This window comes from Streptomyces wuyuanensis (genome assembly GCF_900103455.1).
GTDB classification, from domain to species: Bacteria; Actinomycetota; Actinomycetes; order Streptomycetales; family Streptomycetaceae; genus Streptomyces; species Streptomyces wuyuanensis.
The window spans coordinates 1-18,056 of record NZ_FNHI01000015.1; the positions used below are offsets into that span (position 1 = coordinate 1).

Annotated in this window: 19 protein-coding genes; 10 read left to right on the top strand and 9 right to left on the bottom strand. The window is 72.4% G+C overall.

Translation table 11 applies throughout. The annotated features are described in order from the left end of the window. Nucleotides 1-201 (bottom strand): PAS domain-containing protein (locus BLT82_RS21750; RefSeq protein ID WP_143041515.1); only part of this gene is annotated, 201 nt, incomplete at its 3' end. Nucleotides 202-437: 236 nt separating this feature from the next. Between BLT82_RS21750 and BLT82_RS21755 the strand changes: the two genes are divergently transcribed. Further along, entirely contained in the window at nucleotides 438-1,430 is a 993-nt protein-coding gene (locus tag BLT82_RS21755) for an amidohydrolase family protein (protein WP_093657412.1), read from the top strand. Here the strand turns inward: BLT82_RS21755 and BLT82_RS21760 are convergent. The 3 genes from BLT82_RS21760 to BLT82_RS21775 all read right to left on the bottom strand — a co-directional run bounded on the left by BLT82_RS21760 (nucleotide 1,411) and on the right by BLT82_RS21775 (nucleotide 4,215). Then, a complete protein-coding gene (locus BLT82_RS21760) occupies nucleotides 1,411-1,989 on the bottom strand; it encodes a Uma2 family endonuclease (protein ID WP_093657743.1) in 579 nt (192 codons plus the stop codon). The genes BLT82_RS21755 and BLT82_RS21760 overlap by 20 nt on opposite strands. 1,133 nt (nucleotides 1,990-3,122) lie before the next feature. Beyond that, a complete protein-coding gene (locus tag BLT82_RS21770; RefSeq protein WP_093657414.1) occupies nucleotides 3,123-3,392 on the bottom strand; it encodes a DUF397 domain-containing protein in 270 nt (89 codons plus the stop codon). After that, nucleotides 3,373-4,215, bottom strand: a complete 843-nt coding sequence (locus tag BLT82_RS21775; protein WP_093657416.1) for a helix-turn-helix domain-containing protein — start codon at nucleotides 4,213-4,215, stop codon at nucleotides 3,373-3,375. Before BLT82_RS21775 ends, BLT82_RS21770 begins: the two co-directional genes overlap by 20 nt. Before the next feature lie 138 nt (nucleotides 4,216-4,353). Between BLT82_RS21775 and BLT82_RS21780 the strand changes: the two genes are divergently transcribed. The 5 genes from BLT82_RS21780 (at nucleotide 4,354) to BLT82_RS21805 (ending at nucleotide 9,769) form a co-directional block, all read left to right on the top strand. Next, nucleotides 4,354-4,548, top strand: a complete 195-nt coding sequence (locus BLT82_RS21780; protein ID WP_244292070.1) for a hypothetical protein — start codon at nucleotides 4,354-4,356, stop codon at nucleotides 4,546-4,548. Nucleotides 4,549-4,899: 351 nt separating this feature from the next. Continuing rightward, nucleotides 4,900-5,700, top strand: coding sequence for a putative protein N(5)-glutamine methyltransferase (locus BLT82_RS21790; RefSeq protein WP_208868003.1), 801 nt, complete (start codon nucleotides 4,900-4,902; stop codon nucleotides 5,698-5,700). Nucleotides 5,701-5,969: 269 nt separating this feature from the next. Continuing rightward, the gene (locus BLT82_RS21795; RefSeq protein ID WP_093657420.1) at nucleotides 5,970-7,436 is read left to right on the top strand and encodes an ABC transporter permease; all 1,467 of its coding nucleotides are present in this window, start codon (nucleotides 5,970-5,972) and stop codon (nucleotides 7,434-7,436) included. Nucleotides 7,437-7,491: 55 nt separating this feature from the next. After that, entirely contained in the window at nucleotides 7,492-8,181 is a 690-nt protein-coding gene (locus BLT82_RS21800) for an ABC transporter ATP-binding protein (protein ID WP_093657422.1), read from the top strand. 301 nt (nucleotides 8,182-8,482) lie between these two features. After that, nucleotides 8,483-9,769, top strand: coding sequence for an LPXTG cell wall anchor domain-containing protein (locus BLT82_RS21805; RefSeq protein WP_093657424.1), 1,287 nt, complete (start codon nucleotides 8,483-8,485; stop codon nucleotides 9,767-9,769). 117 nt (nucleotides 9,770-9,886) lie between these two features. On the opposite strand, the gene murQ is transcribed toward BLT82_RS21805, so the two are convergent. Together murQ and BLT82_RS21815 are read right to left on the bottom strand one after the other, a co-directional pair. Then, nucleotides 9,887-10,813 carry an N-acetylmuramic acid 6-phosphate etherase gene (gene murQ / locus BLT82_RS21810; RefSeq protein WP_093657425.1) on the bottom strand — a complete coding sequence of 309 codons (927 nt, stop codon included), beginning with the start codon at nucleotides 10,811-10,813 and terminating at the stop codon, nucleotides 9,887-9,889. 23 nt (nucleotides 10,814-10,836) lie between these two features. Then, nucleotides 10,837-11,727, bottom strand: coding sequence for a MurR/RpiR family transcriptional regulator (locus BLT82_RS21815; RefSeq protein ID WP_093657750.1), 891 nt, complete (start codon nucleotides 11,725-11,727; stop codon nucleotides 10,837-10,839). A 301-nt stretch (nucleotides 11,728-12,028) separates the two neighbouring features. Between BLT82_RS21815 and BLT82_RS21820 the strand changes: the two genes are divergently transcribed. Then, on the top strand, nucleotides 12,029-12,382 hold the full coding sequence (locus BLT82_RS21820; RefSeq protein ID WP_093657427.1) for a hypothetical protein: 354 nt from the start codon (nucleotides 12,029-12,031) through the stop codon (nucleotides 12,380-12,382). After that, a complete protein-coding gene (locus tag BLT82_RS21825) occupies nucleotides 12,379-12,648 on the top strand; it encodes a DUF4031 domain-containing protein (RefSeq protein ID WP_093657429.1) in 270 nt (89 codons plus the stop codon). Before BLT82_RS21820 ends, BLT82_RS21825 begins: the two co-directional genes overlap by 4 nt. A 66-nt stretch (nucleotides 12,649-12,714) precedes the next feature. Here the strand turns inward: BLT82_RS21825 and BLT82_RS21830 are convergent, their stop codons facing one another. The 3 genes from BLT82_RS21830 to BLT82_RS21840 form a co-directional block, all read right to left on the bottom strand. Next, nucleotides 12,715-13,968, bottom strand: coding sequence for a hypothetical protein (locus tag BLT82_RS21830; protein ID WP_093657431.1), 1,254 nt, complete (start codon nucleotides 13,966-13,968; stop codon nucleotides 12,715-12,717). 146 nt (nucleotides 13,969-14,114) lie between these two features. After that, nucleotides 14,115-15,350, bottom strand: coding sequence for a Cmx/CmrA family chloramphenicol efflux MFS transporter (locus BLT82_RS21835; RefSeq protein WP_093657752.1), 1,236 nt, complete (start codon nucleotides 15,348-15,350; stop codon nucleotides 14,115-14,117). A 90-nt stretch (nucleotides 15,351-15,440) separates the two neighbouring features. Next, nucleotides 15,441-16,115 carry an HD domain-containing protein gene (locus BLT82_RS21840; RefSeq protein ID WP_093657754.1) on the bottom strand — a complete coding sequence of 225 codons (675 nt, stop codon included), beginning with the start codon at nucleotides 16,113-16,115 and terminating at the stop codon, nucleotides 15,441-15,443. A 214-nt stretch (nucleotides 16,116-16,329) separates the two neighbouring features. Between BLT82_RS21840 and BLT82_RS21845 the strand changes: the two genes are divergently transcribed. Then, a complete protein-coding gene (locus tag BLT82_RS21845) occupies nucleotides 16,330-16,704 on the top strand; it encodes a DUF6479 family protein (protein WP_093657433.1) in 375 nt (124 codons plus the stop codon). A gap of 375 nt (nucleotides 16,705-17,079) precedes the next feature. Beyond that, nucleotides 17,080-17,769, top strand: a complete 690-nt coding sequence (locus tag BLT82_RS21850; RefSeq protein WP_093657435.1) for a copper homeostasis protein CutC — start codon at nucleotides 17,080-17,082, stop codon at nucleotides 17,767-17,769. Nucleotides 17,770-18,056 lie beyond the last annotated feature (287 nt).

The window sequence follows — 18,056 nt, forward strand, 5'->3', positions numbered from 1 at the left end:
CTGGGCGTTGACGAGGCGGATGGTTCCGCCGTCGTCGACGATGACCATCGCGTCCGGCGCCGCTTCGAGCAACCCCCGGAACCGCTCCTCGGCGGAGCCCGCGCGAGCCCCCGGGCGCGGGATCGTCCGGCAATGACAGCTTCCGGCGATACCGGTGTCTAGATCGGACTCCGATGCGACCGCCGTGGTGATGCCTTCCATGCTTGCCTCCCGGACGGATTCTGCCCATAGCCGTGACCGCGGCAGCGGTATCCGGACATCTCACCGCAATGCCTTCCGGCATACCCCGGAGAGTCCGATTCTGACCGGCGATGGCGATTGCGGAATCGGAAATGGAATCGCACGCTCGGTGGCCGTTCCGCCGCCCGGACCGGCGCGTCTTCGGGACCGGCCCCCGTCCGGTGGCGGCCGGTCCGGGGCGGCGGGAAGCTGAAGGGGTGCGGACCGATGTGCACGCCCACTTGTGGAGCGAGGACTATCTCCGCCTCCTCGAGTCCTACGGCCGGGACGACACCGGCACGCAACGGGGCCTGGGAGCGGGGGACAGCCCGGCGCAACTCGACGCACGGTTCGCGATGAACGACGCCGCCGGCATCGACCACCAGATCCTGTCGGTCTCCCCGCAGACGCCGTACTTCCCGGACGAGACCGAGGCGGTCACGGCCACCCGGCTGGCCAACGACCACTACGCGGAACTCGTCCGCGCCCAGCCGGAACGCTTCTCCGCCTTCGCCGCACTGCCCCTGCCGCATCTGGATGCCTCGCTGGAGGAACTGGCGCGCGCACTGGACCAGTTGGGGATGGCGGGTGCCGGGCTCACGACGTCGGTGCTCGGCCGGAGCCTCGGTGACCCCCTCTTCCGGCCGCTCTTCGAGGAGTTGGACCACCGGGGCTCGGTGCTGAGTGTGCATCCGGCCGGCCGGGACGCCGGCTCACCGCTCATCGCGCGGAACCGGATGCGGTGGATGGTGGGCGCGCCGACGGAGGACACGATCTGCGCGATGCACCTGATCCTCGAAGGAGTCCCGAGCCGCTTCCCGAGGCTGCGGATCGTCAACGCGCACCTCGGTGGAGCCCTGCCCCTGCTGCTGCCGCGCGCCGACGACCACGTTCCGTGGGAGGCGCCCGACGTCATCGAGCTGCCGACGTCCGCCGCCTGCCGGATGTTCTACGACACCGTCGCCCACGGCCATGCGCCCGCCCTGCGCGCGGCGGCCGACTCGTACGGCGCGGACCGGCTGATGCTGGGCACGGACTTCCCGTACCAGACCGGGGACAAGCTGCGCCGGGCCGTCACCTTCATCGAGGAGACGCTCGTCCCCGAGGAGGCGGAGCACGTCCTGGAGGCCGGAGCCGGCCTGCTGCCGGCCGAAAGCCCCGCCCGGCTCGGCGGAGGGACCGGCCGGAGCGTCAGCCGGAGTAGTCCTTGAGCCTCTCGGTGTCGAGGGTGATGTCGACGGGGGAGGGGAGAGAGACCGTGTCTCCGTACTTGTACGACCGGCACAACCGGTACGTGTCGCCGTCCGGCTCGCTGTGGACGACGAGGCTGTCGGTGTCCCGGTCGACGAGGAGGTAGACGGGGATTCCGGCGGTGGCGTAGCCGACCCGCTTGTCGCCGTGGTCGCGACGGCGGGTGTCGGAGTCGTGCGAGGTGACTTCCGCGACCATGAGGACCCCCTCCGGGCGGGTCCATTCCCCCCGACCGGCGAAGTAGTCGACCGGAGCGAGGGTTCCATCGGGTCTGGCACGGCCGGCTCGGTACGTCGGGATCACCAGGCCCTGGTCGGGGTACAGGTTCAGCTGGGGGCGCTGCTGCATGCACTGCCGGAGCAGCCACATGACGATCTCGACGTGGTCGCCGTCCGGCACTGGCTTTACCTTCAGCTTTCCGTTGATGTATTCGAGCGTGACCGTCTCGGGGGCCCGGCGGGCGAGCTCCTCGAACTCCTCGACGGACATGTCCGGGGTGTCGGCGGGGCTGGGGGTCATGGTGTCGCCTCCTCCCCTCCATCGTGCCTCGGTTTCGGCACGGACGAACTGCACCGTCATGTGCGATTCCTTTCGTTCGACCGGGCAGCGGCACGGGCCTCGGCGGCGTGGGCGCGTACCGAGGACGGCGACAGCACGGAGGCGCGGGCTCACCGCGGCACGCGGCGCAGTCGCCGTCCCGCAGGGCCTCGGCACGCGCCGGTGCGCCGCACTTGCCGCATTCGAGGACCCGGAGGACAGGAGGCGCCGGGCGCCGCTCGGGAGGGAGCTTCGCCGTCAGGCGCGTCCGGGCGAGCGCGGCGGGGTGATGGACCGGAACGGGGAGACCGGCCGTGAGGGCGCGCATCAGGTGCGCCTCGTCGGCGCCGCGCGCGAACCACTCCTCCACCAGCGGGGCGAGCTGCGCGCATTCGGCGGCGGACAGCGACATCGCCGGCGTCTCCCGCCCCAGAGCCGCGAGCAGGATCACCGCCCGGGAACGCGTCGGTCGCCGGGGACCCTCCTCGGGGACGTCACCACGCCGGTACGCCGCCCACCAGGTGTCGTCCCGGGGCGCACGCGACCACCACGTCCGGGTGATCCATCGCGGGCTCCCGGAATGGGCCAAGTGCTCCCGTCCGCGCCGCAGATGACCCGCGGCCTGGATGCGGTTGAGGGCGGTCCGCAGCGCGCACTGTCCGTAGGGAAGCACCTTGGCCAGCGTCTTCACGGAGATGTCGGCCCCGTCCGCGAGCCGGTCGATGTACGCGGCGACGGCGGCCTCGCGCGGTGGCAGGTGCGTGAAGTCCGCGGCGGTGCGGGGCGGTTGGCCCGGTGTGGTGCGCTTTCCGTAGCCGGGGCGGACCATCGGGTGCGGAGCGGCGTGCGCGGGCAGGGAGGGAGCACTAAACTGGCTGTCAGCCATCCGGATCGCCTCTTCGATCTAGGTGGTCAAGCCCCCGCTGGTGTTGGCGCACCTGACGGGGGCTGTTCGTTTTCCGGACACGCTAGAGGGGGGTCGTGACCCTCCGTGGCGAATGGCTCGCAGAAAGTCAACTCGCGGTGAGGGTGGGCGGGTTGAGGCCCCTCACCATTCCCTTTTCAGAGTGCTCGGAGCCCGAGGCTCAAGCCCCGGGCTCCGTCGTCGGAGTTGTTCAGCGCTCCGCCTTGACCCCGTCCACGAACGCGGACCAGGCGGCGGCCCGGAACACGAGCTTCGGGCCGCCGGGGTTCTTCGAGTCGCGCACGGGGACGATGCCGGGGTGGTCGTCGGCGACTTCGAGGCAGTCGCCGCCGCTGGAGCCGCTGTAGGTGGACTTGCGCCAGGTGGCCACTTCGAGGCAGTTGCCGCCATCGCCGCCGCTGTAGCTGGATTTGCGCCAGACCGCGGCACTCAGGTCGTACTCAGGGCTGCTGATCTTCATGCGAGTAATCCTCCGCCACCGATGCGACCAGGGCCAGGGACTCGCGGGGAGACAGGGCGCCTGCCGCGAGCAGATGGTAGGCCAGCTCGTATCGGGCCACTGTTGCTGGATCATCCTGTAACTGGCCCGTGCCCAAGGCTTGCAGATAGGCGACCGGCGGAGCGTCAGGGAAGGACATCAGCTTCAGTGCCCCCTCGTCTGTCATGTGGGCGCCCGCGTCGAACGGCATCACCTGCATGATGACGCGGCGGTTGCGCGCGAAGGTGGCCACATGGCGGAGTGCCTCCGACATCACTGAAGCGCCTCCCACTTTGCGGCGGAGCACGGCTTCGTCCAGCACCGTCCACACCATGGGGCTTGTTGGATCGTCGAGGAGTCGTGAGCGTTCCAGTCTCGCTGCCACCAGCTCGTTGATGGCATCGTCTGTCGCTGTGGGGCGGCCGCCACGGAACACCGCCCGCGCGTACGCCTCCGTCTGCAGTAGCCCCGGGATCAGCAGCGGCGCGTACTCGCGGATCGTCGTCGCGACCGCTTCCGCCTCGGCCGCCTCGGCGAAGTGGTCCGGGTATCTCGACTTGTTGGCGGCGAGGCAGTTCCGCTCGAAGAAGCCGTTCGTGCCGAGTATCTCGTCGATCCTGCGTGCGACATCCGGCTGCATCCGCCGTGTGCCCGACTCCAGTTGGCCGATGAACGACGCGCTCACGAAGAGCGGTTCGCCGAGCTCCCGCTGGCTGAGGCCGGCGTTCTCGCGGGCGTGGCGCAGTTCGGCGCCGAGCAGGGCCCTGGGAGACGTGGACGGGTCCAGATCCTTCGGTCCAGGCAAGGTCAACTCCGTGTGACACAGGTCGGGTTGTTGGGCCTTCGACACTGGTCAGGCTAGCCCGCCATGACCACGCTGTGTAGGGAACGTGCATACCGAGAGTGGAGGTGCACGGTGGTTCCACCCTGTCCGAAGGAGCGGTTGCGTGCGGCCGAGGAGGTCGTGGCGCAGTTGCGGGAGGAGCTCGACTCGACGGGGGTGACCCTGCCGTCGTTGCGCGTGGACCTCGTGTCGCTGACGAGCGATTCGGGGGCGTATCCCCTGGTCGACCTGGGGCGCTGCAACCTGGACACCGCGCTCCGTCTTGCCGCGGTGCTCCACGGGGCCCGCGGGTGAGCGCGGGCGGGCCGGACGAGTACATGATCGACTCGCGGGACGGGCGCATCGGGCGCGTGATGGGGCGCGAGGGGCCGTACGTGCAACTACGGCCGCCGGGAGGCGGGCGCGAGTGGGACTGTCCTCCCGAGGCGCTGCGGCCCGTGCCCCCCGCTGTGCTGCTGCGGGCGCGCGTCAGGGAGCGCAACCGGCAGGGGAGGCTGCGCGGGTAGGGCCGCGATAAGGTTGCTGACTCCAGTACCAGGACGTCGGGAGGTGAGACCCATTACCGCTGCCGCAGGACCGGGTGCTCGTCTCCGCGTCGCCGAAGGTGCGTGAGGGAGCCCCGCTTCGGACTTCCGAGAGGCTCCCTTGTCGATCTCCTTCGATCCTTCCTCTTCTCTTCCCGCCGTCGTCGGCAGGCTGCGGGCCGCCGGCTGTGTCTTCGCCGAGGACGAGGCGGAGTTGCTGCTCTCCGCCGCCCGGACGCACACCGAGCTCACCGCCATGGTGGAGCGGCGGGCCTGCGGTCATCCGCTGGAACACGTCCTCGGCTGGGCGGAGTTCTGCGGTCTTCGGGTCGCCGTGGAGCCGGGGGTGTTCGTCCCCCGGCGCCGTACCGAGTTCCTCGTGCGCCGGGCGGTGGCCGCCCACCCGGACGCCGGTGTGGTCGTGGACCTGTGCTGCGGTTCGGGTGCCGTCGGGGCGGCACTGGCGGCCTCGCTGCCGGGATCCGCGGTGGAGCTGCACGCCTCCGACATCGAGCCGGCCGCGGTGCGGTGCGCCCGGCGCAACCTCCCCGAGGGCGCACGGGTCCATGAGGGCGACCTGTTCGATCCGCTGCCGGGCGGGCTGCGGGGGCGCGTCGACATCCTCGCCGCGAACGTTCCGTACGTACCGACCGAGGAGGTCGGGCTGCTGCCCGCCGAGGCCCGGGTGCACGAGCCGCTGGTCGCGCTCGACGGCGGCACGGACGGGCTCGACGTGCTGCGGCGGGTGACGGCGGAGGCGGGGGAGTGGCTGGCGCCGGGCGGGATCCTGCTGTTCGAGACCAGCGAGCGGCAGGCCGCGGACGCGCTGGCGGCGGTCGCCGCCAGTGGGCTGGTGCCGCGGGCGGCCACGTGCGAGGAGCTGTACGCCACCGTCGTCGTCGGGACGAAACCGGCCGCTTGACGGGCCACCGGCACAGGGCGGGTGCTCCCGTGCTCGACGTGTTCGCGGTGACCGGACGTGCTCGCGCTGCTCGCGCTGACCGGACGTGCTCGACGTGCTCGACGTGCTCGCGCTGATCGGACGTGCTCGCGCTGACGGGCCACCGGCATCGACGGCCGGACGTGTCGCCGTGACGGAGCGGCCCGGGGCCGACGGCCGCCGTCCGCTTCTCATGTCCGTCTCATCGGGGCCTTAACCGGCCCTCACACCGCCTCCATAGCTTTCGCGCCATGTTCTTCACCTACCTCAGGCGCGAGCTGCGCCGCCGCAGGAAGGCGGCGCTCGTCGTCGCCTCGGGGCTCGCCCTCGGAATCGCCCTGGTCATCGTCGTCAACTCGGTCTCCGCGGGCATGAACCGGGCGCAGGGCCGGGTGCTGGAGTCGCTGTACGGGCTCGGCACCGACATGACCGTCACCAAGGCAGCCGCCCCGCCCGAGGAGGGCGCGACCGTGAAGCGGCCGCGGTTCCGGTTCGATGCCAAGGGCGGTGACGACGACGCCCGGCAGAGCCAGGACATCGTGATGGTCCAGGGCTTCGAGACGCTCGCGGCGTCGACGGTCGCGCGGGTCGCCGGGCAGGACGGGGTCGCGGACGCGGTCGGCGGCCTGAACGTGCGGGTCATGAAGGTCGACGGGCAGTTCAAGCCGGGCGAGTTCAAGCAGGAGCCGGGGGAGGTCAAGCGCGGCGGCCCGGCCGCCGGGGAGGTCCGCGGCGGCGGTGCGGACTTCGACGTCGACTCGTACTCCGTGTACGGGACGGACGTGGCTCATCAAGGGCTCGGGCCGCTGACCTCCTCGAAGATCACGTCGGGGCGTACGTTCGCGGCGGGCGAGACCTCGGCGGCCGTCGCCGTCGTCGACAGTGCGTACGCCAAGGAGAAGAAGCTGAAGGTCGGCGGGACGCTGACCGTCTCGGGCTCGAAGCTCACCATCGTCGGCATCGCCACGGCGGACAGCGGGGACGCGGCCGCCGACGTCTATCTGCCGCTCGCCCGGGCGCAGACCCTGGCGGACGCCAAGGGCAAGATCACGACCGTCTATGTGAAGGCGACCGACTCGCAGCGGATCGCGGGCGTCAAGGACACGATCCAGAAGAACATCTCCGGCACGACCGTGACCACGTCCGCCGATCTCGCCCAGACGGTCTCGGGCTCGCTGTCCACGGCCTCCGATCTGGCGGCGGGCGTCGGCAAGTGGCTGTCGATCGTCGTGCTGGTGGCGGCGTTCCTCGTGGCTGGGCTGCTGACGTCGTCCGCGGTGAGCAGGCGGGTGCGGGAGTTCGGCACGCTGAAGGCGCTCGGCTGGAAGAGCCGCCGGGTCACCGGGCAGGTCGCGGGCGAGGCGCTCGTCAACGGTCTGATCGGCGGGGCGCTGGGCATCGGGATCGGGCTCGCGGGCGCCTGGGCGATCACCGCGTTCAGCCCGACGCTCACCGCCCAGTTGGGCGCGGGCGGCGGGGGCGGCGCGGGCGCGGGCGGCGGTGGCCGGATGCTCGTCGGCGGTCCGGGCGGTCCGGGCGGCCCCATGAGCGACGGCGCGTCCAGGGCCCTCGACATCGCGCTCACCGCGCCGGTGTCCCTCACCACGATCGGGCTCGCCGTCGCGCTCGCGGTCGCGGGCGGACTGATCGCGGGCGGATTCGGCGGCTGGCGGGCGTCGCGGCTGCGGCCCGCGGACGCGCTGCGGCGCGTCGAGTAGCGGCCGTCCCGACCCAACGACGAACGTCACCACACACAGCAGGAGTTGAATCACGATGTACGAGCTCACAGGCGTCACCAAGCGCTATCGGCGCGGCAAGGACACCGTCCGGGCCCTCGACGGGGTCGATCTGGCCATCCCGGACGGCGGGCGGCTGGTCATCCAGGGCCCCACGGGCGGCGGCAAGTCGACCCTGCTGCAGATGCTCGGCGGGCTGGACCGGCCGAGCGAGGGCGCGGTGGTGCTGGACGGGGTCGATCTCGCGACGCTGCCCGAGGCGCGGCTCACCCGGGTGCGGGCCGAGAAGATCGGCTTCGTCTTCCAGGGCTTCAACCTGGTGCCGACGCTCACGGCGCAGGAGAACGTGGAGACCGCGCTCGTACCCCTCGGACTGAAGGCGGCCGAGCGGCGCGAGCGGGCCGGCGAGGCGCTGGTGTCGGTCGGGCTCGGGGAGCGGCGGGGACATCTGCCGGGCGAACTGTCCGGCGGTCAGCAGCAGCGGGTCGCCATCGCCCGGGCGCTGGTGAAGCGCCCGGCGGTGCTGCTGGCCGACGAGCCGACGGGCAACCTGGACGAGTCCATGCGCGACGAGATCATGGAGCTGCTGGAAGGGCTGTGGGAGGAGAACGGGCTGACGTTCGTGATGGTCACCCATGACTCGGTGCTGGCGCGGCGGGCGCCCAGGGTGGCGACGATCAGGAAGGGCCGGGTGACGATCCGGGAGCAGGTGGTCGGCGCGGCGTAGTAACCCCGCGCCCACCGGGTCGGCGGCCGGTGCGGGGGCCGGGGGCGGGCCGGGTCGGGGGTCCGGCCGCCCCGGGGGCGGAGTGATGACATGGGTCACAGAAATAGTGCGGCGTAGGTGGGCAACTGTCCCTGTCTGCCCCGTTCGTCCGGGAGGGGGCGCGCCCGTTCGGTCGGGGGCGCGGAAAAACACCTGTGCGCTTGCTCAGGCGGGCCATACGATCACCGGGTCGTCGCGCCGCGTGAGCACTCCGCAGGTGCGACCCCTTCTCGCTTTCCACCCACCCGACCGGGGGCCCATCTTGAAGATCCGCCGTGTTCTCGCGACCGCCGTCGCCGCCGCCGTGACCGCTCCGGTCGTTCTCCTCTCGGCCGCGCCGGCCTTCGCCGACGAGAAGCCGGCCGCGCAGACGCAGCAGGCGAAGCCGACGATCGACGAGCTCAAGCAGGCCGTCGACGTCGCGCAGAAGGAGTACGACGCCGCCGTCATCGCGGTGAACGAGGCCATTCGGTTCCTCAAGGAGGACATGGCGGCCGACACCTTCCCGCTCAGGGCCGCCGCCATCGAGGCCGGAAAGGCCGCCGAGGCAGCCGGCAAGGCCAAGACCGACGCGGACCAGGCCGTCGTGGACGCCCAGGCCGAGTTGGACGCCGCCACCACCGACGAGGAGAAGGCCGCGGCCCAGACGGCGCTCGACGAGGCCCGGAAGGCCGCCGCTGCCGCCGCCGAGGCCAAGACCGCCGCCGACGCGAAGCACACCGAGGCGGACACGGCCCTCCAGGACGCCCGCGTCGCCCAGTCCCAGAAGATCGGCCTCCTCCAGAAGACGAGGGACGAGGCCAGGAAGAAGCTGGACGACGCCAAGAAGGCGCTGGCCGAGGCGGAGGCCGAGGAGGGCGAGGAGCCTGGCGGCGAGTGCGTACCCGAGCCCAAGCTCACCGCCGTCGTCAGCGGCCTGCCGAACAAGGTCGTCGGCGGCACCACCGTGAACTTCACGCTGCGCGTCACCAACGGCACCACCAAGACGATGGACGAGGTGTACCCGTACGCCGCCGTCCACGCCTTCGACTCCAAGGGCCTCAAGGAGCTCGACTCCTACCTCGACCTGGAGTGGTCCACGGCCGCCAACCCGAAGTGGCGCGACGCCGCCCCTGAGGGCGAGCTGTCCGTCGGCGCCCTCAAGGCCAGGTCCTCGGTGGACGTGAAGCTGCGACTGAAGGTCGACGCCGACATCCCGGCCGGACAGGGCGCCGCCTTCGTGACGGCCGACTACGTCAACAAGGACGACTCCTGCGGCGGTTACCCGGACCTCGACTACTACGAGTTCCAGATCCTGGCCAAGGGCACCGACCCGGGCAAGGTCGAGGACGCCGAGGGCAAGCCCGGCAAGGGCAACGACACGACCGAGCAGGGTGGCAGCTCCACCACGCCGGTGAACGGGAACGGCGGCACCGGCAGCGGCCCGCTCGCCGAGACGGGTGCCGGCAGCGCGCTGCCGAAGATCGCCCTGGCCGGTGGCGTGGTGCTCGTGCTGGGCGCCGGCGCGGTCGTCTTCACGCGTCGCCGCAAGGCGGGCGACGACGCCTGACAGGCACGGTGACACCGGGCCCGCGTTCCTCAGGGGACGCGGGCCCGGTCGTGAGGGGGCCGGCCCGCTGCCGGCCCCCTCACGCAAGGGAATGGGGGTGCGGGCGTCGGCGCCCCGTCAGAGGCGGAGTGCCTCGCGGAGGTGACCGTGGGCGCGCTTGAGGAGGTCCGTGGCCGTGGGGGCGTCGACATCGGCGAGCAGCATCAGGATCGCCTTCTTCACTTCGCCGCCCGCCGCGGTCAGGGCCGTCTCGACGGCCTCGTCCGGAGCGTCGGTCGCCAGCGACACGATCCGGCGGGACCGGGCGCGGAGCTTCTCGTTCGAGGCGCGGACGTCGACCATCAGGTTCCCGTACGTCTTGCCCAGGCGGATCATCGTGATCGTCGAGATCATGTTGAGGACCAGCTTCTGTGCCGTGCCCGCCTTCAACCGGGTGGACCCGGTGAGGAGTTCGGGACCGACGACGACCTCGACGCCGTGCTCGGCGGCCGCGGCCAGCGCGCTGTCCGCGTTGCAGGAGAGGCCGATGGTGAGCGCGCCGGCCGCACGGGCGTGCTCGACGGCGCCGATCGCGTACGGGGTGCGGCCGGAGGCGGAGATGCCGACCACGGTGTCGAGCGCCGTCAGACCGAGACCGTCCAGGTCGGCGGCGGCCAGCTCCTTGGAGTCCTCCGCGCCCTCGACCGCCTCGACCATCGCCGAAGGGCCGCCCGCGATCAGTCCGACGACCTCGTCCGGGCCCGTGTTGAACGTCGGCGGGCACTCGCTCGCGTCGAGGACGCCGAGCCGGCCTGCCGTGCCCGCGCCCGCGTAGACCAGCCGGCCCCCGCGGGCCATCCGGTCGGCGGTCGCGTCGATCGCGGCGGCGATGGCCGTGAGCTGTGTGGCGACGGCATCGGGGACGGTCCGGTCCTCACCGTTCATGATGCGGGCGATCTCGGCGGTCGGGAGCCGGTCGATGTCGGCGAGCTCGGGGCGGAAAGCCTCGGTCGTGAGGATCTCCAGCTGGGCGTGCAGTTCGGCCGGTCCGGGTGTGGAGGTCATGGAAGGCGGCTCTCTCGGGTGGTTCAGCGGGTGCGGGGGCTGTGGCGGTGCGCGAGGGCCTCGTACGAGGCGGCCAGGGCCGGTGCGGCCGACTCGTACGTGCGCTGCATGACGCCGATGAACAGGCAGTCGACGACCAGGAGTTGGCTCGTCCGGGAGGACATGGCGGCCGGGCGCAGATCGGTCTCGCGTGCCGTCGAGGTCGTCAGGACGTGGTCGGCGTACTGGGAGACGGGCCCGTCAGGGCGGCCGGTGATGGCGACGGTCGTCGCGCCGTGATCGAACGCGACGCGCAGCGGTTCGATGATGTCGCCCGTCGAGCCGGAGTGGCTGATCGCCACGGCCGCGTCGCCGGAGCGGAGCTGCACGGCGTTGGTCACGGCGAGATGGGGGTCGCTGTGCGCGTGCGCGACCAGTCCGATCCGCAGGAGCTTCTGGGCGAGGTCCTGGGCGACCAGCCCGGACGCCCCCACGCCGTAGATGTCGATGCGGCGCGCGCCGGCGAGGGCCGTGACCGCGGCACCGAGCTGGACGGTGTCCAGGCCCGCGGCGGTGTCGGCGAGGGTCTGCTGCTCGTCGTACGCGAGCTTCGCGACGACGTCGGCTATCGGATCGTCGACCGCGATGTCCGCGGTGACCGCCGGGGCGCGGCCGGACTGCTGCTGGGCGGCGAGACCGGCGAGTGCCAGACGCAGATCGCGGTAGCCGGGGTAGCCGAGGAGCCGCGCGGTCCGCACGACCGTCGCCTCGCTGGTGCCGGTGAGCTCGGCGAGACCCGTGACCGTGAGGGCCGCGCAGCCGGCCGGGTCGCCGGCGACGGCTTCGGCGACCCGCTGCATGGAGCGGGTCATGGACGGAGCGAGCGTGCGGACCTTCGCGGCGAGAGCGGCGGGGGCGGGCGGTGCTTCGCCCACGCCGGAGCCGCCGCTGCTCGTGCCGCCGGTGGCCGTGCCCCTGCCCGCCCCGCTGGTGCCGATGCCACCCGAGACGGACGCGGCCGCCCCCGGCGCGCCGGGGCGTCGGCCGGATCCCGCGGCATTGAAAGAATCCTTCAGGTCCTTGGTCACACTTGAAAGATATTTTCGTCCGCTGTGAACGGTCAACCCCCTTTGTCCCGTGAACGGGCTCGTGCGGACGGGGACTCCGGGGTGCTCGCCGCCCTCGGGCGGTCCGGGACGTACCGGGGCCGGCACCCGAAGGGGTGACAATGACGGTATGGACGTCGACCCGCTCGAGCAGGCTCTGCACGCCGCCCGCGCCCTTGTCCTCGCGGACCTCACCTCCCGGGACGTGGCGCACGCCGAGGTGGTCTCCCTCCTCGAGGAGGCGGTCGGGGAGCGCCGTTGGTGGGTCGAGCAATGGCCGGAGGGCGCGGAGTACGTGGCCGGGCTGCTGGCCCAGGACGTACAGGACGCCCTGCTGGAACGGTACGGGCGGTGGCCGCTGTGCCCGGTCTGCACCTCGGGCGAGCCGCATGCGCTGGACGTGGAGCCCGAGTTGGGCCCCGACCCGCACTGGGTGTGCGGCAAGGCGGGCGTCGTGGTGGCGCCCGTCGGCGGACTGTCGTGACCGTCTACATCGACCCTCCGACCTGGCCGGGACACGGGATGCTCTGGTCCCATCTGGTCAGCGATGTGTCGTTCGAGGAACTGCACACCTTCGCCAGGTCGATCGGCTGCCCTACGCGCGCCTTCGAACGCGACCACTACGACGTGCCCGCGCACCGCTACGAGGACGCCGTGCGGGCGGGCGCCGTCGAGATCGGGTCGAAGGAACTCGTCCGGCGGCTCACGGAGGCGGGACTGCGTCGGCGCAAGCACGGCGGCGGGCGGTAGGGCCGCAGGGCCCGGGCGCCCGAGGGGCCCTCCCGCGAGTGCGGGAGGGCCCCTCGGGCCGCATGGTCAGCCGACGCAGCCGGCGACTGCGTTGGTGGGGCTGCAGTTGTTCGGCACGTTGTCCTTCACACGGGTGCGGTTGAGGGTGGCGGCGCCGCCACCCGGGGTTTCGTAGATGCCGCCGCCGTCCGTTGCCTGGTTCTTCGTGACGGTGCTGTCGGTCAGGACGGTGTTGCCGGCGCTGTTGAACACGCCGCCGCCCTGTGAGCCCGCGTCCCGTGTCTCGTTGCCGGTGATGTCGCTCGACTCCACGGTGGCCTCGCCCCCGTTCCAGAGACCGCCGCCCGCGGTGTCGGCGACGTTGTCCTTGATCACGCTGCGGCCGATCCACGCGCTGCCGGTGTTGTGGATCCCGCCGCCGTTCGCCGCGGTGTTCTTGTTGATGCTGCTGCGACCGACGACCAGGGTGTCCGTGTTGTGGATGCCGCCGCCGTTTCCGCTCGCCCTGTTGCCGGTGACGCTGGTGGACTGGATGTCCGCTGTCCCGTTGTTGTCGATGCCGCCCCCGTCGACGGCTTCGTTCTTGTCCACGTTGCCGTGGGCGATGGTCACATAGCCGCCGACGGAGGCCACTCCGCCTCCGTTGCCCTGCGTCGCCCTGTTCTGGGTTACGGCGCTGGAGTGGACGGAGACCACGCCGCCGGAGGTGTGGATGCCGCCTCCGTCGTCGTCCGCGGAGTTCTTGTCCACCCTGCTGTCGCGGAGAATCACCCGCCCACCGGCGTTGGCGACCGCTCCGCCGTTGCCGGTGGCCCGGTTGCGAGTGAGAGTGGCGGACTTGAGGAGCAGGGTCCGGCCGGTCCCGACGTAGACCGCGCCGCCGTCGGTCGGGTCACCGTCGCCATCGACGGTGTACCCGTTGCGGACGGTCAGGTCGTCCAGGGTGAGGAAACCGGCGTCGCCCGCGACCTCGAAGATGCGGAACCGCGGCGTACCGGGTGCGCTCGAACGTTCGATGCTCGTTCCCTTGCCCCCGTGCAGGGTGACGGGGAACGCGATCAGTGGCAGACCGTTGGCGCCGCCACTCGGCCCCGCGCTGTTGTCGACCGAGTCCAGGACGTAGCGGCAGTCGCGAGCCAGTTCGATCGTGCCGCCCCCCGCACTGACGGCGCCTGTGATTGCGTTCCTCAGCGCATCCGCGCTGCAGGCGATGCGGTCGTTTCCGTGGTCGGGGTTGTGGGAGGCGGCCTGGACCGGGGTCATCGGTACGACGGCCAGAGCCAGGGCGACGGCGCCGCCCGCGCTCGCGACGAATCTCATTGGGCGCTCCAGGAGAAGACTGACGGGCTTTACCTCCCCTGAGCGACCCTCACCCCGGCGCCGCGCACCGGCAACCGAGACGCCCGCCATCCGGCGCAACCCGCTGCAGGCGTGTTCGACGGGGACGGGCGCCGGAGCCTTCCGGGTCAGGCGGTGCCGCAGCGGGGCGGGCCGGCGGCCTCCCGGCCCACGGTGGACGGGACGGCCATACGGCTGCTCCCGTCGCCCGCGACCGCCCCGCGGCGCTCGAATCGCAGCGCCAGGGCGACGAGCCCGAGGGCGACGACCGTCATCGCCGCGCCCGCCCACGCCGTGGCGGCGAAGCCGAGGCCCGCGTCGATGACCGTGCCGCCGAGCCACGGTCCGCTGGTGTTGCCCAGGTTGAACGCGGCCGTGGTCGTCGCGGCGGCCAGGGTGGGGGCCGCGCCCGCGACGTTGAACATCCGGGCGTTCAGGGCGGGGGCCGTGAAGAACGACGCCACGCCGATGAGGAACGACAGGCCCACCGCGGGCACCGGGGATTCGGCGGTCAGGGCGAGCGCGGCGAGCAGCACCGTCGAGGCGGTGATGCCGCCGAGCATCACGCCGAAGAGGTGCGCGTCGGCGATGCGGCCGCCGATCGCCGTACCGAGCAGCGCGCCGAGGCCGAAGAGCCCCAGGACGGTCGGCACCCAGCCGTCGCCGAGCCCGGCGACGTCGGTGAGCAGCGGCGCCAGATAGGAGAACAGGCAGAAGACGCCGCCGGCGGACAGTGCGGTGACCGCGACGGCGAGCCAGACCTGGCGGTCGCGGTAGATGGTGAGCTCGCGGCGGAGCCGCGGCTTCTCGTCGGGCACAGGGATGGGCGGGATCCTGGTCAGCACGCCGACCAGGGCCACCCCGGAGGCCGCGCCGACGGCCCAGAACGCCGAGCGCCAGCCGAGGTGCTCGCCCAGGAACGCGCCGGCCGGAACACCGAGGACGTTGGCGACGGACAGCCCGCCGATCATCACGGCCATCGCTCGGGCGCGGGAGTCGACGGGCACCATCGCCATGGCCACCGCCGCTCCGACCGCCCAGAACCCGGCACAGGCGAGGGCGCTGACCACGCGGGACACGAAGAGGACCTCGTACGTGGGTGCCAGGGCACCGGCGACCTGGCCCAGGCCGAAGACGGTGATCAGGGTGATGAGGGTGGCGCGGCGCGGCAGCCGCAGTGTCGCGACGGCGAGGAGCGGCGCGCCCACGACCATCCCGATCGCGAACGCGGAGATCAGCAGGCCCGCCCGCGGGATCGAGACGCCCATGTCCTCGGCGATGGGCGGCAGCAGCCCGGACAGCATGAACTCGCTGGTGCCCAGCGCGAAGACCGAGAGGCCCAGGATGTAGACGGCCAGCGGCATACGGGGGCGTGGGGCGACGGAGGCGGCGGGCATGACAGTGCCCAACAGCCGGATGACGCCTGTCATTCCCGGCTGCCCGAACCGTCCGATTCAGGATGCCCGGAGGCGCTCCAGCTCCGCCGCCACGTTGCGCCGTGCCGGGGCCTCCCACTCCCGCTGTCCGTGCGGAGTGCGGAACAGCCCCGGCAGTCCGAGGAGATGGCGCAGCACGTCGGCCCGGCCCGCACGGAAGGCGTCGTCCGGGACGAAGCCGTACTCCTCGCGCACCGCGGCCGCGTACGTCTCGTACACGTCCGGCGGCGAGGCGAGGATCGCCAGGTCGGCGTCGCAGAGGACCTTGCCGTTGGCGTCGTCGTCCCCCGCGGCGTGGGTCCGGGTGAGGAGCACCAGGCGGGACACCTCCTCGGTGCCTGCCCGGTCGATGCCCAGCTCCGGCAGGGCGCGCTCGGCGAGGCGTGCGCTGCGCTCCTCGTTGGTGGAGCGCTCCGGCAGGTAGACCGCGTCGTGGAACCAGGCCGCGAGGCGTACGAGGTCGATGTCGTGCGCGTACTCGGCGAGGGTGTCGACGCGGTCCAGGACCGCGACCAGGTGGTCGGTGGTGTGGTACCGCCGCTGCGGTTCGGCCCAGCGGCCGAGCAGATCGTCGGCGTACCGGTCCGGGCCGGGCGAGGAGGGGTCCGGTGCGCGGCCGGCGGCCGCCGCCACGGTGGCGGCCCAGCGGCGGCGGAGATCGTCATGGGCGGGGTGGTGCGGAAGCGCGGGCATGGCCACATTCTCCAGCCGGCCGGCCGTTGCCGGGCCGCCTTCCCCCGGGTGCCTGCGGCCGTCCGCCGCCCGGCCCGCGACCGACGCGAGGGACTGCTCCGTCACCGGCGTTCCGTATCGGTGCGCATCCGTTGACCGGAGTACTGGCGTATAGGTCATACCGGGCGATAATGGATAGCGCCTGTGTCTCATCCCATGCGCGGAGGCGGACACCATGAACGCAGCGGTCATAGCCCAGAGCGTGCCGAAGACGGAGCTGGCGGCCCAGATTCTGGCCGCGATAGGTCCGCTCACCTTCGGGGTCATCCTCATCGTCCTGCTGGGTGGCGCGATGTGGTGGGACGGGCGGCGGCGGGCCCGGCTGCGTGTCCCGACCCCCGAGGAGCAGCCCAAGCCGGCCGACCACCGCGAGCACATCGAGGAGGTCAGGGAAGAAGACGACGACGCCTTCCCCGAGGACGGCAGCCGTCTCCTCCCCTACAACCTGAAGACCCACACGTCGCACACCACCGGCAAGGGGCCCGAGGCCCGGCCGCAGCACGGCAGCCGCAGCGGTGGGGCGTTCGGGAGCGGCAGCCTGGGCGGCTGACCCCTGCGGCCGGGTGAGCGGTGCCGGTCCCACGGCCGTGTGGTGAGCGGTACCGGTTACCGCGGCTGGGTGGGCGGTGCCTGCGTCCGCCCGGTGGACGGAGGGCGCGGCGGCCCAGGGGTGGGCCGGGGCGGGGGTGTGTGCGCGGCGGTCAACGGTGCGCCGCGGGCGGGGGGTGTGCGGGCGGCTGATGTGGCCGGGGTCGGGCGGGTGCGCGCTGGTCCATGGGTGCCCCGGGGCGGGGCGCCGTGGCCGATGGGAGTGCCGAGGCGGGGGTATGCGCGCCGGGGTTGGGTGCGGTGTGCAAGGACGCCGACTAGGCTGGCTCCGTAATTGGACTAGACCTATATCGCGTCTACTGGCGGAGGATGAGCCATGAGCAACCGTGCACTCCTGGAGGTGATCGCCCTCGACCCGCAGGACGCGGTCGCCGCGCAGGCCGGGGGAGCGGACCGCCTCGAGCTGGTCAGCGACATGGCGGCGGACGGGCTCAGCCCTTCCCGGGAGACCTTCGGCCGCATCCGCGGGGCGGTGGACATCCCGCTGCGGGTGATGCTCCGGCTCGCGGACGGCTTCGGGGCGGGGGACGTCGACGCGCTCGTCAGGGTGGCACGCGGACTGCGGGCGGAGGGAGCGGAGGAGTTCGTGCTCGGCTTCCTCGACGCGCACGGCGATCCGGACCTCGTCACGGTCGAACGGCTGGTCGCCGAGATCGAGGGCTGCCGGTGGACGTTCCACCGGGCCGTCGACCGGGCCGCGGACCGTGACGCCCTGCGCAAGCAACTCGCCGACCTGCCCGGACTCGACACGTACCTCACCGCGGGCAGCGCGGCAGGCGTCGACGACGGGCTGCCGGTGCTGCTGGCGGAGGCGGCGCGACGGGACGAGCCCGGCTATGAGCCGCGGATGCTGATCGGCGGCGGTCTCCGTCTCGACCACCTTCCCGCCCTCCGCGCGGCCGGTCTGGACGGCTTCCACATCGGCGGCGCGGCGCGGCCCGGCGGCTGGGAGGCCCCCGTGGACGCGGCGGCGGTGCGCGAGTGGCGCGAGGCGGTGGACGGCTGAGGGCTTGCAGGGAAGCAGCACCTTGATTTCCTGCAAGCCCTTGGCGCCGCATCGGGCAACGTTCGCCCCGCGGGCAGACCTTGCCCGCCGCGGCACCAGCCGCCGGGCGTGGGCGGGATCCGGCCGCAATGGGCCGGGGTCCTGCCCGGACCGGCCGAGGTGCCGCCCCGTCCGGACCCGTCCGGGGCGGCGAACGCGATCTCCCGTGCCCGGCTCGGGGTCAACCCGTGCCCGGCTCGGCGTCAACCCGCGCGGGGCTCGGGGTCAACCCGCGCGGGGCTCGGGGT